We start from the raw sequence: 22082 nt of genomic DNA, 5'->3' as shown, positions 1-22082 counted from the left end.
ATGACACACCGCATTCTGATCCTCGGCGGAACCACCGAAGCACGGCAACTGGCCGGCAAGCTTGCCGCGCGCGCGGATATTTCGGTCATGCTGTCGCTGGCCGGTCGCACCGAAAACCCGGCCGCGCAGGGGGTGCCGGTGCGGGTCGGCGGCTTCGGCGGTGCCGGCGGGCTGGCGGCGTATCTCCGCCAGAACAAGATCGACCTGCTGATTGACGCCACGCATCCCTATGCGGCGCGAATCTCCGCCAATGCGGCGGAAGCAGCGCGCATGACCGGCGTGCCTATCGTTGCGCTCAGGCGTCCCGGATGGGAGGCGGTCGAAGGTGATCGCTGGATGTTGGTCGACACCGTTGCCAGCGCGGTGACGGCTTTGGGATCGGTGCCGCGCCGTGTATTCCTGGCGCTCGGGCGACAGGAGGTCGCCGCCTTCGAGGCAGCTCCCCGGCATCATTATCTCATTCGCAGTGTCGACCCGGTCGAGCCCAGGCTCGCTGTGCCCGACGCGGCCTATCTGTTGGCGCGCGGGCCGTTTCATGAGGTCGATGAGCGCGCGCTGCTCGAAAGCCGTGGCATCGAAGTCGTTGTTTCCAAAAACAGCGGCGGCGAGGCGACCTACGGCAAGATCGCCGCGGCGCGGGCGCTCGGTGTCGAGGTGGTCATGATCCGCAGGCCGGCGTTGCCGGACGTTACGTCGGCGGGAACCATCGAATCGCTTGCCGCTATGGTCGATCATTTTCTGGTCGGTCATGTTCTTGGGCCCGCTGCAGAACGCGGCGTGTAGACCAGCGCGGCCTTGTCACGCCGCTTGATGATCCTGGTTTCCGGCGAGCCGATGATGATGCAGGTCGCCATGTCGGCCTTCGCGGCATCGGCGTCGGCCAGCAGAAAAACCTCGATGCGCTCGTCGGGACGGCCGGCGGCACGGCCGAAGATCACCGGCGTGGTGCCGGGCAGGATCGCCGTCAGGCACTCGAAGGCGCGGCCAAGCTGCCAGGGACGTGCCTTGCTGATCGGATTGTAGAGCGCGATCACGAAGCCGGCGCCCGCCGCGGCAAGCAGGCGCAGCTCGATCAAATCCCACGGCTTCAGATTGTCGGACAACGAGATGGCGCAGAAATCATGGCCGAGCGGCGCGCCGATGCGGGCGGCGACGGCGAGCATGGCGGTGATGCCGGGCACGATAGCGATGTCAACCGTGCGCCATTCGGGTGGGCCCGCCTCGATCGCCTCGCAGACGGCCGCCGCCATGGCGAAGACGCCGGGATCGCCGCCCGACACGACGGCGACATCGTGGCCTTCCGCAGCCTTCAGCAGCGCGTCCCTGGCGCGCGCGAGTTCCTCGCGATTGTCGGAAGCGACGCGGGTCTGCTCGGGGCGCAGATCTAGCCGGTCGAGATAAGGCTTGTAGCCATAGAAGAATTTTGCCTCGCCAACGGCGCGGCTGGCTTCCGGCGTCACCTGATCGGCATTGCCGGGCCCGAGGCCGATGACGGTGAGGCGGCCGCTCATGCTTCTGCTTTCAATGCGCTTGGCCGGCCCGACCAGCCGGCCACCAGAACGATGGCGAAATAGGGCGCCTGGTCGTCCTTTTTGTCGACCAGCCGCATCGAGACGCCGCCCGGCATGGTGCCGCGCTCGACGTAGATGGCCCGCGCCAGCTTGTCGGTTGCCTCCAGCGTGCGCCTGATCTTGGGCAGGTTGCGGCCGACCTTCATGATCACCGCAGCGTCGGTGTCGGCGAGGCGACGCGTCAGCTCGAATTCGCTCATCGTGCCCGGCAGCACCGTCAGCACGTCGTCGCCCTGGACGATCGGCAGGCCGGTCGCCGACCAGCAGCCGGACATGGCGGTGACGCCTGGGATGACTTCGGTCGGAAAACGGTGCGCCAGCCGGACATGAAGATGCATGTAGGAGCCGTAGAAAAGCGGATCGCCTTCCGAAAGCACCGCGACCATCCTGCCGGCGCTTAGGTGCGCGGCGACCTTTTCGGCCGACTCTTCGTAGAAATCCGATATCTGCGAGCGGTAATCGCTGTGATCCTTGTCGATCTCGGTCGTCACCGGATAGAGCAGCGGCAGTTCAATCAAATCGGGGCGAAAATGGGCGCCGACGATGGCCCGTGCGTTGCTGTTGTTGCCGCGCTTGGCGAAATGCGCAACGACTTCGGCCTCGGCCAACGCGCGCACTGCCTTCAGGGTCAAGAGTTCCGGGTCGCCGGGTCCGGTGCCGACGCCGACAAGCCTGCCTTTTGCAATCGCATTCATAGGCCCGGCCTCGCCAATGCATTGAGGGCGGCGGCGGTCATGGCGCTGCCGCCCAGCCGGCCGCGCACGACGGCGTAAGGCACGCCATAGGAATTTTCGGCCAGCGCATCCTTCGATTCTGCGGCACCGACAAACCCGACTGGCATGCCGATAATCGCCGCCGGCTTCGGCGCGCCGTCGCGCAGCTTTTCCAGCAGATAAAACAGGGCTGTCGGTGCATTGCCGATGGCGACGACCGAACCGGCCATGCGCTCGCCCCACAGATCGATGGCGGCGGCCGAGCGGGTGTTGCCGATCTTTTTCGCGATGTCGGCGGTCCGCGGATCGCGCAGCGTGCAGATCACCTCGTTGCCGGCAGGCAGCCGGGCGCGCGTGACGCCGTGCGAGACCATCTGCGCGTCGCAGAAGATCGGCGCGCCGGCGCCCAATACTGTGCGCGCGGCGGCGACGAAATCGGTCGAGAAAACGAAGTGCCGCGCGACCTCGACCTGGCCGCATGCATGGATCATGCGGATAGCGACGTCGGCCTCGGCTTCGGAAAAGCGCGACAGGTCGGCCTCGGCGCGGATGATGGCGAAGGAGCGCTCATAGATCGCCGTGCCATCATGGATGTAGTCGTAGGCGGTCATGTTCATTCCTGTCGGTAAGCTTTGACGACGCCCGCCGTGCCGAGCCTCACCAGGCAGGCGGCAGCGGTTTCGCCGGGATGTCGTGCGCTGCGGATCGCCGCTGCAACGCGGCCGATGCCGTGCGCGGCGTCGTAGCCCGGCCTGTATCCGGCGGGCAATGCCTTTGCCGTCCCGTCCACGACAAGTCCGGCTCCGTTTTCGCCACCGACCAGGGTCAGCTCCGCCGGACCGGGATGGGCGCAGCCCTTGGCGCAGCCGGAGATGTGCAGCGTCAGCGAGGAATCGAGGATGTCGCGGTTTTCTGCAGCGATGATCTCGGCGATGTCGCGGGTGGCGATCCGGCCGGAGGCACAGGCGGGTGCGCCGGGGCAGGCGGCGATTTTCGTGCGCGGATCGGCTGCGTCGATGACAAAGCCGAGGGTTGCGGCGGCTTGGTGCAGCTGGGGGCAGGCGGCCGGTGGCAGGCCGATGAAAAGCAGCGCGCGGCTTGGAGCGAGGCGGATTTCGGTGACGCCCAGGGCGATGGCTTCTTGCGTGAGGCCGATGAGTTTTTGCGCGGGCATGCTGCCGAAGGGCAGGCCGATGCCGAGGGCACGGCCGTTGCTCAGGTTGAAGATACCAATGGGCGGGCGAAAGCGCTCGGCGGCGACCCCCTCTGTCCTGCCGGACATCTCCCCCTCTAGGGGAGAGATTGCGCCTTGGTCTCCGCCTTCGCTAATCGCCGAAGTCGCGCCGAATACCGAGGCAGCAGAAGTACGGCCGTCGGCGGAACTGCCGATCTCCCCCCTAGAGGGGGAGATGTCCGGCAGGACAGAGGGGGGCGCGAAGGAATGCCAGCTTGCGAGAGATCTGCGCTGCCGTTCCGTCAAATCCCTTGCATGAGCTTCGCGGCCTTTTTCGGCGACCATCCTTAGAATCGCGACGGCGATATCACGGGCTGCTTCCTCCTCGGCCATGGCGAGAGGCTTGGCATTCTGCCCGTCGCCAGCAACGGCTATCAGCCAGCGGACGCCCGCGTCGGTTCTGATCGCAGCCAGTCGTATGTCGGCCGTCACCGCATCCATCGTCAGTTGCCCGCCGCCTTCGATGACGACTGAAACCTTCGGACCGAGCCTTGCCGTCAGACCAGCCTCTTCAATTGCCGCCCGAATCCGCTCCGCCATCGGGCGCGGGTCGGCTATCTCCTCCGGGTCGAGCCCGGCCAGCGCGCCGGTCTCGACCGGCACGCCGGTGCGCACCGCGATGCCGAGCGCATCGACCTCCATCGCCAGTAGCCGCGCGCTTGCCGGCGGCAGGCCGCGTATCTGCAGGCCGCCGCGGGCGGTCACTTCTATGATGCCGTTGCCATGGCGCAAGGCGGATTCGCAGAGTCCGATCAACGACTTCGGCAACAGTCCTCCAGCGACCGGATTGAGCCGCACCAGCAGCCCGTCGCCGGTCTGCATCGGCGCGGACAAGGCAGGGCAGGCGCCACGGCGCGAGAAAGCGTTCATGCCGCCACTCCCAGAGCTTGCGCTTCGGCAATCAGTGCGGCGAGATCGTCATCGATCGAGTTGCGCAGCGGATGCCAGAGCCCGCGCCGCCGTGCTGACAGCAAACGCTCGGCAATCACCTTCGCCGCCGCCGGGTTCTCGCGCAGGATGAAGGCGCGCACCACGGGGTCGCCAAGATAGGCATCGTGCACGGCCTCGATCAGCTTGCCTGATATGGCATGGGTAGTCTCGGCAAAGCCGACCAGCCGGTCGACCGTCTCGGCGAATTCCGAGGCGCCGCGCGGCCCGTGCCGCATCTGGCCGGCGATGAAGCGCGGGTTCACCGCGCGGGCGCGAACTACCCGGGATACGGCCTCACCAACCGAGCGCGGCTTGGGCTTTTGCGGGTCCGTGGTGTCGAGCACGATCACGTCGGCGTTCTTGCCGAGCGCGGCAAGCGCTGCCGAAAAGCCGCCGATAAAGGCGACGTCGGCCGAGCCTTCGAGGATGTCGCGGCCGGGGTCGTCGCCGGTATGAACCAGAAGGTCGGCCTCGGCGATGCGGCCCTCGAACGCGCCGGGCGCCGAAATGCCTTCGCCCTCGGCGCCGCCATAGGCATGCGAAGTGGCGTCGAGGTAGGTGCGGCCGATCTCTTCGCGCGCCGACCAGTCGCCGCTCGACAACATGTCCTCGACGCCGGCGCCGTAAGTGCCGGGCGAAGTGCCGAAAATGCGCGGGCTGATCTTGCCGTCGATGCGGGTCCTGGCCGCCAGCGGGTTTTCCGAATCGTCCTCGTCGCGGGTCGCCACCGCGTTGGCCGCGGCGTCGATCAGCGCGATCTGGGTCGGGAACATGTCGCGGAACAGGCCCGATATGCGCCAGGTGACATCGATGCGCGGGCGGCCGAGCGTTGCCGGCGGCAGCACCTCGATGCCGGTGATGCGGCCGGTGGCTGAATCCCATTGCGGCCGGCAGCCCATCAGCGCCAGGCCTTGCGCGATCTCCTCGCCGCCGGTGCGCAGCGAGGCCGAGCCCCACAGGTCGATGACCAGCGAGCGCGGCCAGTCGCCATGCGATTGCATGTAGTTGCGCAAGACCTCGTCGGCGGCCGCCCTGCCGAGATCGAACGATGTCGGCGTCGGCATGGTGCGCGGGTCGGCGGTAAACAAATTGCGCCCGGTCGGCAGCACATCGCTCCGGCCACGCGCCGGCGCGCCGGCCGGACCGGCAGCGACGTGGCGGCCGTCGAGGGCGGCAAGCAGCGCGGTTTTTTCAGCTGCCGCACTTTGCCGCCGTACCGGATTAGCTTCGCCTTCCGGCGAGCGGCCGTAAATGTGCAGGCCGTCCTTGATGGCGAAATCCTTGAGATCGCAGAGCCAGGCGTCGATGCGGCGCAAAGCCTCGTCGGCTGCGTCGGTCCTGGCGACACCAGCCTCTGAGGCGAGGCCGGTCTTTTCCGCCGTTTCGACGATCAGCTTGGCCAGGCGGTCGCGGCGGCGGCGGTCGAGCCCGTCGGCCTGGGCATATTCGTCGACCAGTCGTTCGAGCCTGTGCTGGTTTTCGTCCAGCCCGGCGCCGGCCAGCGGCGGCGGCAGATGGCCAAGCGTGACGGCGGCAACGCGCCGCTTGGCCTGCGCTGCCTCGCCGGGGTTGGAGACGATGAACGGATAAATGACGGGCAGGGCGCCGGTGACGATTTCGGGAAAGCAGTTTTCGCTGAGCGCAACGGTCTTGCCGGGCAGCCATTCCAGCGTGCCGTGGGCGCCGACATGGACAATTGCATGGATGCCGAGCGACTGGCGCAGCCAGAGGCCAAAGGCGACCAGCGCATGGCGCGGCGGCAATGTCGGATCGTGATAGTCGGCGCGGCGGTCGACCGAGCGCCCGCGATCGGGGGCGAGCGCCACGGTGATGTTGCCGAACGTGGCCGTGCGGAAGGGGAATTTGGCGACGGCCGGCGCTTGAACACCCCTCTCTGTCCTGCCGGACATCTCCCCCTCAAGGGGAGAGATTGCTCCGTGACTTCTGCTTTCGCCAACTACCGACGGTATTAAGGTAGAGCCGTCGGCGAAACGGCCAATCTCCTCCCTTGAGGGGGAGATGTCCGGCAGGACAGAGGGGGGCGCCTCGCGCGAACCTGTCTCATCTTCCGCCTTACCCCATGCCGCCTCCACGGCAGCGAGTGCCGCAGTCGGTAACTCTGCAGAAAGAGCGAGATAATCGTCCAGTCTCAGCCCACCATTGCCCCGTTCCAGCAAATCCAACAACTCCCTTGGCGTTTGCGGAATCCTTTCAACGGCGTAGCCCTGTTCTCTCAGGTCGTGCAGCATTGCCAGCACGCTGGACGGCACGTCGAGGCCGACGGCGTAGCCGGTGCGACCGGGGGCGCTCGGATAGTCGGGGATCAGGATGGCGAGCTTGCGTTCCGCGCGCGGCGTCCGCCGCAGGCGCACGAATGCCTCGATACGGTTCGCCACTTGCGCGACGCGGTCGGGCTCTGGCCGGTTGGCGAAGGCGCGGAAGGCCAATGCGGGATCGGTTTCGCTTTCGCCCTTGAAGGAAATGGCGCCGGCCAGGATGCGGCCGTCGAGCTCGGGCAGGACGACATGCATGGCAAGGTCGGCGGGCGCCAGGCCGCGCTGATTGGTTTGCCAGATGTCGCGGCGGGTGGTTGCGACGATGACCTGGAACACCGGCACGCCGGCGCGGTCGAACAGGGTTTCAACGCCCGGCTCGGCCCCGGAGGCGAAAGCTGTGGCGGTGATGATGGCGGCAGGCTTCAGCGTTGCAAGCGCGGTTTCAACAAAGGCGAGTGAGGCCGGGTCCTTGAGGCTGGAGACGAAGATAGGCACGGGAGCCATGCCGCGCGCGCTCAGTGCTTCGAAAAGCGCGTCGATGGGCGCGACGTCGGCGGCGAGCAGCATCGAACGGTAGAAGAGAATTGGCACGACGTCTCCCTCCCCCTCGAGGGGAGGGTGGCCCGAAGGGCCGGGTGGGGTCGTTGCGGCAGTGCTCGACATTTTTTTCTGTCGGCGCGCTTCAAAGTGTTGGCACGCTTCGGAGAGGACCCCACCCTCGGCCTTCGGCCGGACCCTCCCCTCGAGGGGGAGGGGGACGACCCCCAGCCCCGGCTCGTAAAATCCCGCCTTTGGCACGCTAACGGGTTCGGCTACCGCCGCACCAGATCCAGCGAGACTTGCCAGCCTCTGCACCAGCGCCGTCATATTTGCCGGCCCGCCCTCGCGAAAATAGCCCAGCAGGGCGTCCAACTCCTCGCGCGGCAGCGTCGAGCCTTCGATCAGTCGCAAATCCTCGTCGTGGCTCTCGCCTGGTAGCAGCGCCAGTTTTATGCCGCGCGCTCGGGCGGTCGAGGCGAGCTGGTCGCAGCCATAGCGCCACCACTCGTAGCCGCCGAGGATGCGGACCAGAATGACCTTGGCATGGCGGGCGACGCTCTCGGTCCAGAGGTCGACGGACATCGGATGGCGCAGGTCACGCAAGGCGGCGAGCCGCATCGACGGCAGGCGGTCCGCATCCGCCTTCCACGCCGCCGCCAGCCCGGCCAGGTCGCTGTCGGTGAAGGACAGGGCCACGACATCCGCAGGCGTTTGCCTGAGATCGACAGGCTCGGCGAGATCGTCGAGCGAGGCGGATGTGGTGGTGAGGATGTGCATCGCGGCTCGTACCTGGGGTCAGCCGGCGAGGATACGCTCTATCGCCGGGCGGTTCAGCCCTTTCAGGCCTATGACGACGAGGCGCGAGCGGCGGTCGTCGTCAGCCGTCCAGGCGCGGTCGTAATAATGGTTGACGCGCGGACCGACAGCCTGCAGCAGGAGCCGCATCGGCTTGCCGCCAACCTCGACGAAGCCCTTGACGCGCAACACGTTTTCTTCCTCCGCCGCCGTGGCGACGCGTTGTGCGAGCTCGTCCGGGTTGGACACCGACGCGATGTCGATGACGAACGAGTCAAAATCGTCATGTTCGTGGTCGAGCTCGTCGTCGTGATGGGTCTTGCGGTTCTCGATGTCGTCCTCGACGGCGAGGCCGAGGCCGAGCAGCACCGACGGATCGACCTTGCCTTGCGAAGTCGGCACGATCTTCACCGCCCGCGCAACATGCTTGCCGATGACGGCATTGGCACGGGCCGAGCCGGCTGCGTCCATCAGGTCGCTCTTCGACAGGATGATCAGGTCGGCGCAAGCGAGCTGGTCCTCGAATACTTCCTCGACCGGATCGTCGTGTTCGAGCGTCTCGTCTTGCGCGCGCTGCGCCTGCAGGGCGTCCATGTCGTTGGCGACGCGGCCATCAGCCAGCGCCGGTCCGTCGACGACGGCGATGACGCCGTCGACGGTCACCCGGCTCTTGACCGACGGCCACTGGAAGGCCTGGACCAGCGGCTTGGGCAGGGCCAGCCCGGACGTCTCGATCAGGACATGGTCGACCCTCGGCATCAGCGACAGGATCTGGTCGAGCGCCGGGACGAAATCGTCGGCGACAGTGCAGCAGATGCAGCCATTGGCCAGCTCGACGATGTTTTCCTCGGGGCAGGTGTCGATGCCGCAGCCCTTCAGGATCTCGCCGTCGATGCCGATGTCGCCGAACTCGTTGACGATGATGGCCAGCCGCTTGCCTTTGGCGTTCTCGAGCAAATGGCGGATCAATGTCGTCTTGCCGGCGCCGAGAAATCCGGTAACGACGGTGCAGGGGACGCGCGAAAGGGAGGCAGCGGTCATATCAAGTCCTTCAAAAGGTCGAGGGGAGGGATGCGGGCAACCAGACCGCGCTTCAGGCAATCGGGACGGCCGCGCCACGGAATGAGCCCATCCGTCGAGGTGGCGAAGAGCTTTGCGCCGGTCACGAGATCGGCGCCGCTGGTCGCGGTCAGGTCGCCGAAGACGTAACTCCAGCAGCCGTCGCGCAGCATGGCGGCGCTGAGCCGGCGCTTGCAATTGCCGAGGCATTCGACGGTGCGGATTTTGATGTTTTCGCCGGAAGCGGCGCGGCGCGTGTCCTCGGCGAGCAGTTCGCCGGCGCGGGGATGAGCGTCCGAACCGGTCTCGTCACGGCAGGAAGAGCAGACGATGACGGTAACGCCGGCCAGGGAATCGTCAGGGCCGGACAATAAATCCGCTGTCTCAGCCGAAAAACTGCTGTCGCGTTCCAAATCAGGCTCCTTGCCCGGAAAACCCGCCAGGCGATCGGATTCTTATGTCCTAGACGGCAGGTCTCCTGGCTCGCGGGTCATCGCCTTGGTGCCGCCTTCCCGGGAATATCCCAGTGGTTTTCGGCCTTGGCTCGTCGCTTACAGTTGCGGGGACAGCCGCGGATTTGAAATCGAGATTTCGCACCGCATTCCCTCTTGGCCCCTGCCGTTGCGGGCAGGGGACCGTCTGAAACGGATTTAGGCTTGTGGAGGCAGTCGTGTCAACGCACGTCTACGACGCGGCAATGTCGGCCAGCGCCGGCCCAAGATCACCGGCAACTGTCACCTCGATGCGCTCAAGCCCGAGCCAGCCCTGCATCTGCTTCAATTCTTCGAAAAGCTCGGCGGCGGTTTGCGGCGGGGCGCCGGGCTCCGCATAGGCGGCATGGACGCGCAATACGCCGGCCGGACGGTCGGCCCTGAGGTCGACGCGCCCGACGATGCTGTCGCCGAGCAGGAACGGCAGCACATAATAGCCATAGCGGCGCTTTTCGGCCGGCGTGTAGATCTCGATGCGGTAGTGGAAGTCGAACAACCGCTCGGTGCGCGACCGCTCGAAGACCACGGGATCGAACGGCGCAAGCAAGGCGCGCGCCTCGGTCCGGCGCGGCAAACGGGCGTTCTTGTGGAGATAGGCTGTTTTGCTCCAGCCGTCGACGCTCACCGGCAACAGCTCGCCAGCCTCGACCAGCTCCTCGATGCGACCCTTGATATCGGCGGGCGAGAGGCGGAAATAGTCGCGCAGATCGCCTGCCGTGGCGACGCCATGGGCGCGGGCGGAGATACGCAGCAATTCGCGGTGCGCATCCTCGGGGCAAGGAACCGGCAGAGCGAGTACCGCCGGCGGCAGTACGCGCTCCGGCAGATCGTAGAACCGCTCGAAGCCGCGGCGATGCGCTGTGGTGATGCGGCCGGCCCAGAACAGCCATTCGAAGGCGTGCTTGGCATGGCTCCAGCCCCACCAGCCACCATTGCCCTTTTGGCCTTCGAGGGCTGAAGCGGCGATCGGGCCGTGATCGACGACCTGGCGATAGATCTCCTCGATATAGGCGGCGTGCTCGCGGCCCCATTTGGCCAGTCCGCTGTACATTTCCTCGCCGCGCTCGGCCCGCTGCATGCGCCAGCGCATCAGCGGATAGGTCTCGACCGGCAGGAAGGAGGCTTCGTGCGCCCAATATTCAAAGACCATCCGCTTGCGCGTTATGGCGGCGTCGTCGAGCAGCGCCAGCTTGTAGGGGCCAAGCCGCGAATAGAGCGGCATGTAGTGGGCGCGCACCACGGCGCTGACGGAATCGATCTGCAGCAGGCCGGTACGGGCAAGCACGCGGGCCAGATGTCGGCGGTCGGGTGTACCGGCGGGTCGGGGGTCATTGAATCCCTGTGCCGCCAGCGCGATGCGGCGGGCCATGCGAAGCGAGATTTTTTCCTTCATCAATGCGGGTATCCTGATGATGCCGGACAGAGCAGAGAATCTGCGATTCCGCGCCATGCTAGCAGGGTTTTGTCGGTATCCATGTCAGGAGAGAAAAGTGGAGTGAAAAGTGAAAGAAATCAAACAGGAGCGGATCTGACCAGTTTTCCCGGATATGCCGCCCAGTACCGCGATTTGAACAAGGTTTGACTTGCTTCGCCGAAAGCGCTGCGCTAACCCTCGCCGCGTTGCAGCATAGAGCCCCCTTAAAACGGTTCAGTGGTTAAACTGTCACGCTTCCGCAAGTGGGTCCGGTGCTGTAATCAGAGTGGATTGGCCGCCAACGGAAACTGCAGCATGAACGCACTTTTAGGTTCGTACCTGCCCATCGTCCTGTTCATCGGCGTGGCGCTGGTGGTCGGGCTGGCGCTGCTTGCCGCACCCTTCCTGGTGGCCTACCGCAACCCCGATCCGGAAAAGCTTTCGGCCTATGAATGCGGCTTCAACTCGTTCGACGATGCGCGCATGAAGTTCGACATCCGCTTCTACCTGGTGTCGATCCTGTTCATCATCTTCGATCTGGAGGTGGCCTTCCTGTTTCCTTGGGCGGTGTCGTTCAGCCAGATCGGCATGCTCGGTTTTTGGTCGATGATGGTGTTTTTGGCGGTGCTGACCATCGGCTTTGCCTATGAATGGAAAAAAGGAGCGCTGGAATGGGATTGAACGACAGTTCCGGCACGCTCGTCGCGCCGAAGCCCAAGGGCCTCATCGACCCCAACACCGGCAGGCCGGTGGGGGAGGATGATCCGTTCTTCCTGGAGATCAACAACGAGCTCGCCGACAAGGGCTTTCTCGTCACCTCGACCGAGGCGCTGATCACCTGGGCGCGCAGCGGCTCGCTGATGTTCATGACCTTCGGTCTCGCCTGCTGCGCGGTCGAGATGATCCATACCTCGATGCCGCGCTATGACTCGGAAAGGTTCGGTGTTGCGCCGCGCGCGTCTCCGCGTCAGTCCGACATCATGATCGTTGCCGGCACGCTGACCAACAAGATGGCGCCGGCGCTGCGCAAGGTCTACGATCAGATGCCGGAGCCGCGCTACGTCATCTCGATGGGCTCCTGCGCCAATGGCGGCGGCTATTATCATTATTCCTATTCGGTGGTGCGCGGCTGCGACCGCATCGTGCCGGTCGACATCTACGTGCCCGGCTGCCCGCCGAGCGCCGAAGCGCTGCTCTACGGCATCCTTCTCCTGCAGAAGAAGATCCGCCGCACCGGCACGATCGAGCGGTGAGCGGCATGACCCAGGCGTTGAATGACCTCTCGACCTATCTCGGCGAGAAGCTGACCGGCCGGATCGGCGAGGTGGTGTTTGCCTATGGCGAACTCACCATCTCGGTCGAACCGCGCGACCTGATCGAGGTAGTGACCTTCCTGCGCGACGACCCGAAATGCCAGTTCATCTCGATCATCGATGTCTGCGGCGCGGATTATCCGTCGCGGGCAAAGCGCTTCGACGTCGTCTATCATTTGCTGTCGCCGAGGCAGAATATCCGCATCCGCATCAAGGTCCAGGCCGACGAAGAGACGCTGGTGCCGTCAATCACCGGCATATATCCCGGCGCCGACTGGTTCGAACGCGAAACCTACGATCTCTATGGCGTGCTGTTTTCGGGTCATCCCGATCTGCGGCGGATTCTGACCGACTACGGCTTCGAAGGCCATCCGCTGCGCAAGGACTTTCCGCTGACCGGCTTCGTCGAGGTGCGCTACGACGACGAAGCCAAGCGCGTCATCTACGAGCCGGTGGAGCTCAAGCAGGAATTCCGCAATTTCGATTTTCTGTCCCCATGGGAAGGCACGGATTATGTTCTGCCGGGGGACGAGAAGGCAAAACAGTGAATGGCTGAAACCTCCGTCCGCAACTTCAACATCAATTTCGGCCCGCAGCATCCGGCTGCGCACGGCGTTTTGCGCCTCGTGCTGGAGCTCGACGGCGAGGTCGTCGACCGCGTCGATCCGCATATCGGACTGTTGCATCGCGGCACGGAAAAGCTGATCGAGCACAAGACTTATCTGCAGGCGGTGCCTTATCTCGACCGGCTCGACTATTGCGCGCCGATGAACCAGGAGCATGCCTTTGCGCTTGCAGCCGAGCGGCTGCTCGGCATCGAGGTGCCGAAGCGCGGGCAGCTTATTCGAGTTCTCTACTCTGAGATCGGCCGCATCATGTCGCACATCCTCAATGTGACGACGCAGGCGATGGATGTCGGCGCGCTGACGCCGCCGCTGTGGGGCTTCGTCGAGCGCGAAAAGCTGATGGTGTTCTATGAGCGTGCCAGCGGCTCGCGCATGCATGCAGCCTATTTCCGGCCGGGCGGCGTGCATCAGGACCTGCCGCAGAAGCTGATCGAGGACATCGGCAAGTGGATTGACCCGTTCCTGAAGTCGATCGACGACCTCGACGCGCTCTTGACCGGTAACCGTATTTTCAAGCAGCGCAATGTCGACATTGCCACTGTCTCCCTGGCGGACGCCTGGGCCTGGGGGTTTTCCGGCGTCATGGTGCGCGGCTCGGGTGCGCCGTGGGACCTGCGCAAATCGCAACCCTACGAATGCTATGCCGAGCTGGACTTCGACATTCCGGTCGGCAAGAACGGCGACTGTTTCGACCGTTATCTGGTGCGCATGGAAGAGATGCGGCAGTCGGCGAAAATCATGCGCCAGTGCGTCGACCTGTTGCTCGGCAAGGAAGGCGGCGGGCCGGTGTCGAACCTCGACGGCAAGGTGGTGCCGCCGAAGCGCGCGGCGATGAAGCGCTCGATGGAAGCGCTGATCCATCACTTCAAGCTCTACACCGAAGGCTACCGCGTGCCGGCCGGCGAGGTCTATGCCGCGGTCGAGGCTCCGAAGGGCGAGTTCGGCGTCTATCTCGTCTCCGACGGCACCAACAAGCCCTACCGCTGCAAGCTGCGCGCGCCGGGCTTTGCGCATCTGCAAGCCATGGACTTTTTGTGCCGCGGCCACATGCTGGCCGACGTCACCGCCGTTCTCGGCTCCCTCGACATCGTGTTTGGTGAGGTCGATCGCTAAATGTCAGTCCGCCGTCTCGCAGAAGCCAGCCTCCAGCCAGCCTCCTTCGCCTTCAACCGGGCGAATGCGGCAGCGGCGAAGCAGTGGATCAAGAAATATCCGAAGGGGCGCGAGCAATCCGCGATCATCCCCTTGCTGATGCTGGCGCAGGAGCAGGAAGGCTGGGTGACCAAGGCGGCGATCGAGGCGATCTCCGACATGCTCGGCATGCCCTATATCAGAGGGCTGGAAGTCGCCACCTTCTATACGCAATACCAACTCAATCCGGTCGGCAGCCGCGCCCATATCCAGGTCTGCGGCACCACGCCCTGCATGCTGCGCGGCTCGGAAGCGCTGATGGATGTGTGCCGCTCGAAGATCCATCACGACCAGTTCCACACCAACGACAAAGGCACGCTGTCGTGGGAGGAGGTCGAGTGTCTCGGCGCCTGCGTCAACGCGCCGATGGTGATGATATTCAAGGACACCTATGAGGATTTGACGCCGGAGCGGCTTGCCGAGATCATCGACCTTTATGACGCCGGTAAGGGCGCCACGGTGGAACCGGGACCGCAAAACGGCCGCGTCACTTCCGAGCCGGCCAGCGGCCTGACGACCCTTAAGAGTGAAAAGGCGATCCTCAAGGCGACCCGCGACCGGGAAACCAGGGCCGCGACCAAGGCCGCCAAGGAAGCGGCGCCGGCGGCCGCTGCCGCAGCGCCGGTTCCGCCTGCTGCCGCGCCTGCACCGGCGCCAGTTGCGCCCTCGAATGCCAGCAAGCCGAAGACCGATGCGGTCGAGACCAGCCCGGCGCTGAAATCGCCGTCGGCGACAAAAGTCGCGCCCGCGGCGGAGAAGGCGGCGAGCGTTGCAGCGCCTCTGCATTCGGCCGCCAATGCCAACAAGGCCGAGCCGCAGGTCGAGGACGTCTCGAAACAGCGCAAAGGCTCCAAGAACAAGGCCGAGCCGGCGTCTGCTTTCAAAGCGCCGGAGGCCAAGGTTAAACCGGCGAAGGCTGCCGCCGAAGCGGCCAAGCCGTCGCCCGGAAACAAGCGCCGGCCGACCGGCAAGAAGCCGGTCTGAGGAACGAGCAATGCTTCAGGACAGAGACCGCATCTTCAACAATATCTACGGCCGCTTCGACAAGTCGCTGGCCGGCGCCATGGCGCGCGGCGCCTGGGACAACACGCCCGGCATCATCGCCAAGGGGCGCGAGTGGATCGTCAACGAGATGAAGGCATCGGGCCTGCGCGGCCGCGGCGGCGCCGGCTTCCCGACCGGGCTGAAATGGTCGTTCATGCCCAAGCAGAGCGACGGCCGGCCGAGTTATCTCGTTGTCAATGCCGACGAATCCGAACCCGGCACCTGCAAGGACCGCGATATATTGCGCCACGATCCGCATACGCTGGTCGAGGGCTGCCTGATCGCGGGCTTCGCCATGGGCGCGGTCGCCGCCTACATCTATGTGCGCGGCGAGTTCATCCGCGAGCGCGAGGCGCTGCAACTCGCCATCGACGAGGCCTATGCGGCCAAGCTGATCGGCAAGAACAACACCTCCGGCTACGATTTCGACATCTACATGCACCATGGTGCCGGCGCCTATATCTGTGGCGAGGAAACGGCGCTGCTCGAAAGCCTCGAAGGCAAGAAAGGCCAGCCGCGGCTGAAGCCGCCGTTTCCGGCCAATGTCGGCCTCTATGGCTGCCCGACGACGGTCAACAATGTCGAGTCCATCGCCGTGGCGCCAACCATCCTGCGCCGCGGTGCGGCCTGGTTCTCGTCCTTCGGCCGGCCCAACAATGCCGGCACCAAGCTGTTCTGCATCTCCGGCCACGTCAACAATCCGTGTACCGTCGAAGAGGCGATGTCGATCCCGTTCCGCGAACTGATCGAGACGCATTGCGGCGGCATCCGCGGCGGCTGGGACAATCTGCTGGCGGTCATTCCGGGCGGCGCCTCGGTGCCGTTGGTGCCGGCCGAGCAGATCATCGACGCGCCCATGGATTTCGATGCGCTGCGCGACCTAAAATCGGGCCTCGGCACCGCGGCTGTCATCGTCATGGACAAATCGACCGATATCGTGAAAGCGATCGCGCGGTTGTCCTATTTCTACAAGCACGAGAGCTGCGGCCAGTGCACGCCCTGCCGTGAGGGCACGGGCTGGATGTGGCGGGTGATGGAACGGCTGGTGCGCGGCGAGGCGCAGAAGCGCGAGATCGACATGCTGCTCGACGTGACCAAGCAGGTCGAGGGCCACACGATCTGCGCTCTGGGCGATGCGGCGGCATGGCCGATCCAGGGCCTGATGCGGCATTTCCGTGGCGAGGTGGAGCGGCGCATCGACGAGTTTTCGCGCAACGCACACCGAGCCGAACCGGTGCTGGCGGCGGCGGAATAGAAGAATTCAAAAAAATGCGGGCGAATGCCCGAAACGAGGAAACGAGCGCGGGGCAGACGGAAACGACCAGGAGACCACCTATGTCGCTGTTTTCGATACCCGACGATTTGACGCCCGATGGGGACCCGTTCTTGAAGATGAACCAGGACCTGACCAGGACAATGCCGAAGGAGATGGCCAGCGCCGTCAATCTCCTGGCGCATCCTGTCGCCGGCGCGGCGGCGATGACGGCACTCGGCATCGGGCTTGCCAACCACGCCTTTGGCGTCTGGATGGGCGTGCTTTCAGGCGTGGCCGAGACCTCGCAGCGGCTTTGGCAGCCGGTCACCGAGGATTTCGAGGCCCGGACCGAACGCGTTTCCGCGACCGGCAAAAGCTCCTCGACCAAGGCGCGCGCAGCCACCAAAACCCTGATTGCCGAGGCGCAGTCCTTCGCCAATGACGTGACCGACATTGCGACAAGCACTGCGGCGCGGAGCGTGGCGAATGCGAGCACCGTTGCAGCGGACGCATCGGCCGGGCTCATGCCGGAAGATTTCAAGCAGCCCAAGCCGATGGACCGGCCAGCCGTGCCCGTCGACCTCAAGGCAATATCGGGCATCGGGCCGAAACTGGAAAAGGTGCTGAACGGCCTTGGCATCTGGACATACGCCCAGATTGCCGCGTGGACGCCGCAAGAGATCGCCTGGGTCGAAGATTACCTGTCGTTGAAGGGCCGTATCGGCCGTGACGGCTGGATCGGTCAGGCGGCCGCATTGGCCGAGGCCAAAAATTGAATTCAATATCGTGCGCGGCGTCGGCTGCGCACGGAAGGAAAGATTGCGGAACGTCCGCAGGGGTTTGAGGCGAAATGGCAAAGCTCAAGGTCGACGGGAAAGAGATCACTGTACCCGACCACTACACGCTGCTGCAGGCGGCCGAGGACGCAGGTGCGGAAGTGCCGCGCTTCTGCTTCCATGAGCGGCTGTCGATCGCCGGCAATTGCCGCATGTGCCTGATCGAGGTGAAGGGCGGCCCGCCCAAGCCGCAGGCGTCCTGCGCCATGGGCGTGCGCGACCTGCGCCCCGGTCCAAATGGCGAGCCGCCGGAAATCTTCACCAACACGCCGATGGTCAAGAAGGCCCGCGAAGGCGTGATGGAATTCCTGCTGATCAACCATCCGCTGGACTGCCCGATCTGCGATCAGGGCGGCGAGTGCGATCTGCAGGACCAGGCGATGGCGTTCGGCGTCGATTCCTCGCGCTACCACGAGAACAAGCGGGCGGTCGAAGACAAGTATATCGGGCCGCTGGTCAAGACGATCATGAACCGCTGCATCCATTGCACGCGCTGCGTCCGCTTCACCACCGAGATTGCGGGCATATCCGAACTCGGCCTGATCGGCCGCGGCGAGGATGCCGAGATCACCACCTATCTCGAAAGCGCGATGACTTCGGAACTGCAGGGCAATGTCATCGACCTTTGCCCGGTCGGCGCGCTGACCTCCAAACCCTACGCCTTCCAGGCACGGCCTTGGGAACTGACCAAGACAGAATCCATCGACGTGATGGACGCCGTCGGCTCGGCGATCCGCGTCGATAGCCGGGGCCGCGAAGTGATGCGCATCCTGCCGCGTACCAACGAGGCGGTGAACGAGGAGTGGATTTCCGACAAGACCCGCTTCATCTGGGACGGCCTGCGCACGCAGCGCCTCGACCGGCCCTATGTGCGCAAGGACGGCAGACTGGCCCCCGCAAGCTGGGCCGAGGCTTTTGCCGCGATCAAGGAAGCGGTGTCGAATGCCGCACCCGAAAAGATCGGCGCCATTGCCGGCGATCTCGCAGCCGTCGAGGAGATCTACGCGCTGAAGCTTCTGATGGCTTCGCTCGGCTCGAGGAACACCGACTGCCGCCAGGACGGGGCCGCACTCGATCCGTCGCTCGGCCGGGCCAGCTATGTCTTCAACCCGACCATCGAAGGCATCGAACAGGCCGATGCGGTGCTGATCATCGGCGCCAATCCGCGCTTCGAGGCATCCTTGCTCAACGCCCGCATCCGCAAGCGCTGGCGGGCCGGCAATCTGCCGGTCGGCGTCATCGGCGATGTCGGCGATACGCGCTATGATTACGAGCAGCTCGGCGCCGGGCCGGAATCGCTGAAGGATCTGGCCGACGGCAACGGCAAGTTCTTCCAGCTGCTGAAGAAGGCGACGCATCCGCTGATCATCGTCGGACAGGGTGCGCTGGCGCGTTCGGACGGCGCGGCCGTGCTTGGCCAGGCGGCGAAGCTCGCCGTCGCCGTCAATGCCGCAAGGGCCGACTGGAACGGCTTTGCCGTGCTGCACACCGCCGCGGCACGCGTCGGCGGCCTCGATGTCGGCTTCGTACCGGGCGAGGGCGGCAGGAATGTCGCCGGCATGCTGGGCGAGACCGACGTGCTGTTCCTGCTCGGCGCCGACGAAATCGACATGGCCAAGACCGGCGGCGCTTTCGTCGTCTATATCGGCACGCATGGCGACAAGGGCGCGCATCGCGCCAACGTCATCCTGCCGGGCGCCGCCTATACCGAGAAGTCGGGCACCTTCGTCAACACCGAAGGCCGCGTGCAGCAGACCAACCGTGCCGGCTTCGCGCCCGGCGAAGCGCGCGAGGACTGGGCGATCCTTCGGGCACTGTCGGATGTGCTCGGCAAGAAGCTGCCGTTCGATTCGCTGCCGCAATTGCGCGCAAAGCTCTATGCGGAATACCCGCATCTTGCCCCCATCGACCATGTCGCGGCCGGCGACCCGGCCGACATCGCCAGGGTGGCCAAGCTCGGCGGGCGGCTGAACAAGGGCACCTTCACCTCGCCGGTCAAGGATTTCTACCTGACCAATCCGATCGCGCGGGCTTCCGCGGTGATGGCCGAATGCTCGGCTTTGGCGAAAAACGGCTTCAGGCAGGCGGCGGAGTAGACATGGACACCTTCTTCTCCTTCTACGTGCTGCCGGCACTGCTGATCCTTTTGAAGTCGGTCGTGCTGATCGTCGTTCTGTTGATCTTCGTCGCCTATGTGCTTTATGCCGACCGCAAGATCTGGGCGGCGGTGCAATTGCGCCGCGGACCGAACGTCGTCGGCCCGTGGGGTACGCTGCAGGCTTTCGCCGATCTGCTGAAATTCGTGTTCAAGGAGCCGGTGATCCCGTCCGGCGCCAACAAGGGCGTTTTCCTGCTGGCGCCCTTGGTGTCGGCGGTGCTGGCGATCTCTGCATGGGCGGTCATACCGGTCAATGAAGGCTGGGCGATCGCCAACGTCAATGTCGGCATCCTCTATGTCTTCGCCATCTCCTCGCTCGAGGTCTATGGCGTGATCATGGGCGGCTGGGCGTCCAATTCGAAATACCCGTTCCTTGGCGCGCTGCGCTCGGCGGCGCAGATGGTGTCCTACGAAGTCTCGATCGGCTTCGTCATCGTCACCGTCCTGCTTTGCGTCGGCTCGCTCAACCTGTCCGACATCGTCTTGTCGCAGCAGGACGGGCTGGGCACGCGGCTCGGCCTGCCCAACACCTTCCTCGACTGGCATTGGCTGTCGCTGTTCCCGATGTTCATCGTCTTCTTCATCTCGGCGCTGGCCGAGACCAACCGGCCCCCCTTCGACCTTGTGGAAGCCGAATCGGAACTCGTCGCCGGCCATATGGTCGAATATTCGTCGACGCCGTTCCTGCTGTTCTTCCTCGGCGAATATGTCGCCGTCGTCCTGATGTGCGCTCTGGCCACCATCCTATTCCTTGGCGGGTGGCTGCCGCCCTTCAACTTCGCGCCGTTCACCTGGGTGCCGGGGCTGATCTGGTTCGTGCTCAAGGTCTGCCTGGTGTTCTTCATGTTCTCCATGGTGAAGGCGTTCGTGCCGCGCTATCGCTACGACCAACTGATGCGGCTCGGCTGGAAGGTGTTCCTGCCGATCTCGCTATTCATGGTGGTCGCCACCGCCGCTTTCCTAAAGATCACGGGGTTTGCCTGATGTCTGCATTATCCCAGGCCGCCAAGTCACTGCTTTTGCAGGATTTCGTCGGCGCTTTCTTCCTGTCGATGCGCCAGTTCTTCGCGCCGAAGGAGACGATCAACTATCCGCATGAGAAGGGACCGGTCAGCCCGCGCTTCCGCGGCGAGCATGCGCTGCGCCGCTACCCGAACGGCGAGGAACGCTGCATCGCCTGCAAATTGTGCGAGGCGATCTGCCCGGCACAGGCCATCACCATCGAAGCCGGCCCGCGCCGCAACGACGGCACGCGGCGCACCGTGCGCTACGACATCGATATGGTGAAATGCATCTATTGCGGCTTCTGCCAGGAAGCCTGCCCGGTCGACGCCATCGTCGAGGGGCCGAATTTCGAGTTCGCGACGGAGACGCGCGAGGAACTTTATTACGACAAGGACAGGCTTCTGGCCAATGGCGACCGCTGGGAGCGTGAGCTGGCGCGCAACATCTCGCTGGATGCGCCTTACCGCTGATATTTGATGCATGAACGGGGCGAGGGCCTCGTTCAGAGGATGATCCCGAAAAGTTGCATACTTTTCGGACAAGATCATCCTCCGGAATGAAAGAGTGTCGCATGTTTTCTTTTCGATCGGGTCTTTCAACCCGATCGGAACATGCGATAGGAACACGCAACTTGCCGACCGGAGGCGGTGGCAAAAAACAGGACGAACGTCCTGTTCTGACAGGAAACCCGGGGGAACCCATGCTGAGTGGACTAGAGGCGGCCTTTTTCTACCTCTTCGCCTTTGTCGCGGTGGCATCGGCGTTCATGGTCATTTCGGCGCGCAATCCCGTGCATTCGGTGCTGTTTCTGATCCTGACCTTCTTCAACGCCGCCGGCCTGTTCATGCTGACCGGCGCCGAGTTCCTGGCGATGATCCTGCTCGTCGTCTATGTCGGCGCCGTGCTGGTGCTGTTCCTGTTCGTCGTCATGATGCTCGACGTCGACTTCGCCGAGATGAAGGAAGGTGCCCTGCAATATGCACCGATCGGCGCGCTGGTCGGGCTGATCCTGGCGGCGGAGCTGATCGTGGTGCTCGGCGGCTATACATTCGCGCCGAAACTGGCGGCGACGGTCGCCCAGCCCATTCCGGACCTGGCCGCGCGCTCCAATACGGCAGCGCTCGGCGACATCCTCTATACGGATTACCTCTATTACTTCCAGATCGCCGGGCTGGTGCTGCTGGTCGCCATGATCGGCGCCATCGTGCTGACGCTGCGCCACAAGCCGGGCGTCAAGCGGCAGTCGATCGCCGCCCAGGTCGGCCGCACGGCGGCAACCGGAGTGGAAATCCGCAAGGTCAAGACGGGCGAAGGAGTCTGAGATGGTCGTCGGCATCGCGCACTACCTGACCGTATCGGCGATCCTGTTCACGCTCGGCGTGTTCGGCATCTTCCTGAACCGCAGGAACGTCATCGTCATCCTGATGTCGATCGAGCTGATCCTGCTTGCAGTCAACATCAATTTCGTCGCCTTTTCGGCGGCGCTCGGCGACCTGGTCGGCCAGGTGTTCGCACTGTTCGTGCTGACGGTCGCGGCGGCCGAAGCGGCGATCGGCCTTGCCATTCTCGTCGTCTTTTTCCGCAACCGTGGCTCGATCGCGGTCGAAGACGTGAACATGATGAAGGGTTGA

General features: G+C 64.6%; 21 protein-coding genes and 1 riboswitch. Of the genes, 13 read left to right on the top strand and 8 right to left on the bottom strand.

Features of this window, described 5'->3' with window-relative positions; genetic code table 11:
- Positions 1-783 carry a cobalt-precorrin-6A reductase gene (locus tag NKH98_RS06540; protein WP_352897433.1) on the top strand — a complete coding sequence of 261 codons (783 nt, stop codon included), beginning with the start codon at positions 1-3 and terminating at the stop codon, positions 781-783.
- Here NKH98_RS06540 and NKH98_RS06535 read toward each other — a convergent pair.
- The 8 genes from NKH98_RS06535 to NKH98_RS06500 all read right to left on the bottom strand — a co-directional run bounded on the left by NKH98_RS06535 (position 747) and on the right by NKH98_RS06500 (position 11002).
- Positions 747-1511, bottom strand: a complete 765-nt coding sequence (locus NKH98_RS06535) for a precorrin-3B C(17)-methyltransferase (protein ID WP_352691656.1) — start codon at positions 1509-1511, stop codon at positions 747-749. The two genes, NKH98_RS06540 and NKH98_RS06535, sit on opposite strands and share 37 nt — an antisense overlap.
- Positions 1508-2266 (bottom strand): precorrin-2 C(20)-methyltransferase, encoded by a 759-nt coding sequence (locus NKH98_RS06530; RefSeq protein WP_352897248.1) that lies wholly within the window; start codon positions 2264-2266, stop codon positions 1508-1510. Before NKH98_RS06530 ends, NKH98_RS06535 begins: the two co-directional genes overlap by 4 nt.
- A complete protein-coding gene (locus tag NKH98_RS06525; RefSeq protein WP_352897246.1) occupies positions 2263-2895 on the bottom strand; it encodes a precorrin-8X methylmutase in 633 nt (210 codons plus the stop codon). Before NKH98_RS06525 ends, NKH98_RS06530 begins: the two co-directional genes overlap by 4 nt.
- A gap of 2 nt (positions 2896-2897) precedes the next feature.
- Positions 2898-4388 carry a precorrin-3B synthase gene (gene cobG, locus NKH98_RS06520; RefSeq protein WP_352897244.1) on the bottom strand — a complete coding sequence of 497 codons (1491 nt, stop codon included), beginning with the start codon at positions 4386-4388 and terminating at the stop codon, positions 2898-2900.
- The gene (gene cobN, locus NKH98_RS06515; RefSeq protein ID WP_352897243.1) at positions 4385-8041 is read right to left on the bottom strand and encodes a cobaltochelatase subunit CobN; all 3657 of its coding nucleotides are present in this window, start codon (positions 8039-8041) and stop codon (positions 4385-4387) included. Before cobN ends, cobG begins: the two co-directional genes overlap by 4 nt.
- Before the next feature lie 18 nt (positions 8042-8059).
- Positions 8060-9100, bottom strand: coding sequence for a cobalamin biosynthesis protein CobW (cobW, locus tag NKH98_RS06510; RefSeq protein ID WP_352897241.1), 1041 nt, complete (start codon positions 9098-9100; stop codon positions 8060-8062).
- Entirely contained in the window at positions 9097-9531 is a 435-nt protein-coding gene (locus NKH98_RS06505; protein ID WP_352799618.1) for a DUF1636 family protein, read from the bottom strand. Before NKH98_RS06505 ends, cobW begins: the two co-directional genes overlap by 4 nt.
- A 38-nt stretch (positions 9532-9569) precedes the next feature.
- A riboswitch (cobalamin riboswitch) is annotated at positions 9570-9773 on the bottom strand.
- Positions 9774-9802: 29 nt separating this feature from the next.
- Positions 9803-11002, bottom strand: coding sequence for a winged helix-turn-helix domain-containing protein (locus NKH98_RS06500; protein ID WP_352897239.1), 1200 nt, complete (start codon positions 11000-11002; stop codon positions 9803-9805).
- Between the two features lie 336 nt (positions 11003-11338).
- Here NKH98_RS06500 and NKH98_RS06495 point away from each other — a divergent pair, with 336 nt between their 5' ends.
- The 12 genes from NKH98_RS06495 to nuoK all read left to right on the top strand — a co-directional run bounded on the left by NKH98_RS06495 (position 11339) and on the right by nuoK (position 22082).
- On the top strand, positions 11339-11704 hold the full coding sequence (locus NKH98_RS06495; RefSeq protein ID WP_023720750.1) for an NADH-quinone oxidoreductase subunit A: 366 nt from the start codon (positions 11339-11341) through the stop codon (positions 11702-11704).
- Positions 11695-12276 (top strand): NuoB/complex I 20 kDa subunit family protein, encoded by a 582-nt coding sequence (locus tag NKH98_RS06490; RefSeq protein WP_023720749.1) that lies wholly within the window; start codon positions 11695-11697, stop codon positions 12274-12276. Before NKH98_RS06495 ends, NKH98_RS06490 begins: the two co-directional genes overlap by 10 nt.
- A 5-nt stretch (positions 12277-12281) precedes the next feature.
- Positions 12282-12884 carry an NADH-quinone oxidoreductase subunit C gene (locus tag NKH98_RS06485; protein WP_254818102.1) on the top strand — a complete coding sequence of 201 codons (603 nt, stop codon included), beginning with the start codon at positions 12282-12284 and terminating at the stop codon, positions 12882-12884.
- Positions 12885-14075 carry an NADH-quinone oxidoreductase subunit D gene (locus NKH98_RS06480; protein ID WP_254818103.1) on the top strand — a complete coding sequence of 397 codons (1191 nt, stop codon included), beginning with the start codon at positions 12885-12887 and terminating at the stop codon, positions 14073-14075.
- Positions 14076-15137 (top strand): NADH-quinone oxidoreductase subunit NuoE, encoded by a 1062-nt coding sequence (gene nuoE, locus NKH98_RS06475; RefSeq protein ID WP_352477550.1) that lies wholly within the window; start codon positions 14076-14078, stop codon positions 15135-15137.
- Between the two features lie 10 nt (positions 15138-15147).
- A complete protein-coding gene (gene nuoF, locus NKH98_RS06470) occupies positions 15148-16452 on the top strand; it encodes an NADH-quinone oxidoreductase subunit NuoF (protein ID WP_352505700.1) in 1305 nt (434 codons plus the stop codon).
- Between the two features lie 80 nt (positions 16453-16532).
- The gene (locus NKH98_RS06465; RefSeq protein ID WP_352647016.1) at positions 16533-17228 is read left to right on the top strand and encodes a helix-hairpin-helix domain-containing protein; all 696 of its coding nucleotides are present in this window, start codon (positions 16533-16535) and stop codon (positions 17226-17228) included.
- Positions 17229-17302: 74 nt separating this feature from the next.
- On the top strand, positions 17303-19384 hold the full coding sequence (nuoG, locus tag NKH98_RS06460; protein ID WP_352897237.1) for an NADH-quinone oxidoreductase subunit NuoG: 2082 nt from the start codon (positions 17303-17305) through the stop codon (positions 19382-19384).
- Between the two features lie 2 nt (positions 19385-19386).
- On the top strand, positions 19387-20430 hold the full coding sequence (nuoH, locus tag NKH98_RS06455; RefSeq protein WP_292663045.1) for an NADH-quinone oxidoreductase subunit NuoH: 1044 nt from the start codon (positions 19387-19389) through the stop codon (positions 20428-20430).
- The gene (nuoI, locus tag NKH98_RS06450) at positions 20430-20921 is read left to right on the top strand and encodes an NADH-quinone oxidoreductase subunit NuoI (protein WP_254818109.1); all 492 of its coding nucleotides are present in this window, start codon (positions 20430-20432) and stop codon (positions 20919-20921) included. Before nuoH ends, nuoI begins: the two co-directional genes overlap by 1 nt.
- 230 nt (positions 20922-21151) lie before the next feature.
- Entirely contained in the window at positions 21152-21772 is a 621-nt protein-coding gene (locus NKH98_RS06445; RefSeq protein ID WP_352897235.1) for an NADH-quinone oxidoreductase subunit J, read from the top strand.
- A 1-nt stretch (position 21773) separates the two neighbouring features.
- Entirely contained in the window at positions 21774-22082 is a 309-nt protein-coding gene (gene nuoK / locus NKH98_RS06440) for an NADH-quinone oxidoreductase subunit NuoK (RefSeq protein WP_023676620.1), read from the top strand.

Origin of the sequence: Mesorhizobium sp. M0833, assembly GCF_040319905.1 — a bacterium.
GTDB lineage: Bacteria > Pseudomonadota > Alphaproteobacteria > Rhizobiales > Rhizobiaceae > Mesorhizobium.
Note: the sequence above shows the minus strand (reverse complement) of the source record. Positions and strands in the feature narration are given on the sequence as shown.

What these genes read in the sequence shown, in the direction of transcription:
- NKH98_RS06540 (WP_352897433.1), top strand. Translation starts at nt 1, where the DNA reads ATGACACACCGCATTCTGATCCTCGGCGGAACCACCGAAGCACGGCAA.
- NKH98_RS06535 (WP_352691656.1), bottom strand. Translation starts at nt 1,511, where the DNA reads ATGAGCGGCCGCCTCACCGTCATCGGCCTCGGGCCCGGCAATGCCGAT.
- NKH98_RS06530 (WP_352897248.1), bottom strand. Translation starts at nt 2,266, where the DNA reads ATGAATGCGATTGCAAAAGGCAGGCTTGTCGGCGTCGGCACCGGACCC.
- NKH98_RS06525 (WP_352897246.1), bottom strand. Translation starts at nt 2,895, where the DNA reads ATGACCGCCTACGACTACATCCATGATGGCACGGCGATCTATGAGCGC.
- cobG (WP_352897244.1), bottom strand. Translation starts at nt 4,388, where the DNA reads ATGAACGCTTTCTCGCGCCGTGGCGCCTGCCCTGCCTTGTCCGCGCCG.
- cobN (WP_352897243.1), bottom strand. Translation starts at nt 8,041, where the DNA reads ATGCACATCCTCACCACCACATCCGCCTCGCTCGACGATCTCGCCGAG.
- cobW (WP_352897241.1), bottom strand. Translation starts at nt 9,100, where the DNA reads ATGACCGCTGCCTCCCTTTCGCGCGTCCCCTGCACCGTCGTTACCGGA.
- NKH98_RS06500 (WP_352897239.1), bottom strand. Translation starts at nt 11,002, where the DNA reads ATGAAGGAAAAAATCTCGCTTCGCATGGCCCGCCGCATCGCGCTGGCG.
- NKH98_RS06495 (WP_023720750.1), top strand. Translation starts at nt 11,339, where the DNA reads ATGAACGCACTTTTAGGTTCGTACCTGCCCATCGTCCTGTTCATCGGC.
- NKH98_RS06490 (WP_023720749.1), top strand. Translation starts at nt 11,695, where the DNA reads ATGGGATTGAACGACAGTTCCGGCACGCTCGTCGCGCCGAAGCCCAAG.
- NKH98_RS06485 (WP_254818102.1), top strand. Translation starts at nt 12,282, where the DNA reads ATGACCCAGGCGTTGAATGACCTCTCGACCTATCTCGGCGAGAAGCTG.
- NKH98_RS06480 (WP_254818103.1), top strand. Translation starts at nt 12,885, where the DNA reads ATGGCTGAAACCTCCGTCCGCAACTTCAACATCAATTTCGGCCCGCAG.
- nuoE (WP_352477550.1), top strand. Translation starts at nt 14,076, where the DNA reads ATGTCAGTCCGCCGTCTCGCAGAAGCCAGCCTCCAGCCAGCCTCCTTC.
- nuoF (WP_352505700.1), top strand. Translation starts at nt 15,148, where the DNA reads ATGCTTCAGGACAGAGACCGCATCTTCAACAATATCTACGGCCGCTTC.
- NKH98_RS06465 (WP_352647016.1), top strand. Translation starts at nt 16,533, where the DNA reads ATGTCGCTGTTTTCGATACCCGACGATTTGACGCCCGATGGGGACCCG.
- nuoG (WP_352897237.1), top strand. Translation starts at nt 17,303, where the DNA reads ATGGCAAAGCTCAAGGTCGACGGGAAAGAGATCACTGTACCCGACCAC.
- nuoH (WP_292663045.1), top strand. Translation starts at nt 19,387, where the DNA reads ATGGACACCTTCTTCTCCTTCTACGTGCTGCCGGCACTGCTGATCCTT.
- nuoI (WP_254818109.1), top strand. Translation starts at nt 20,430, where the DNA reads ATGTCTGCATTATCCCAGGCCGCCAAGTCACTGCTTTTGCAGGATTTC.
- NKH98_RS06445 (WP_352897235.1), top strand. Translation starts at nt 21,152, where the DNA reads ATGCTGAGTGGACTAGAGGCGGCCTTTTTCTACCTCTTCGCCTTTGTC.
- nuoK (WP_023676620.1), top strand. Translation starts at nt 21,774, where the DNA reads ATGGTCGTCGGCATCGCGCACTACCTGACCGTATCGGCGATCCTGTTC.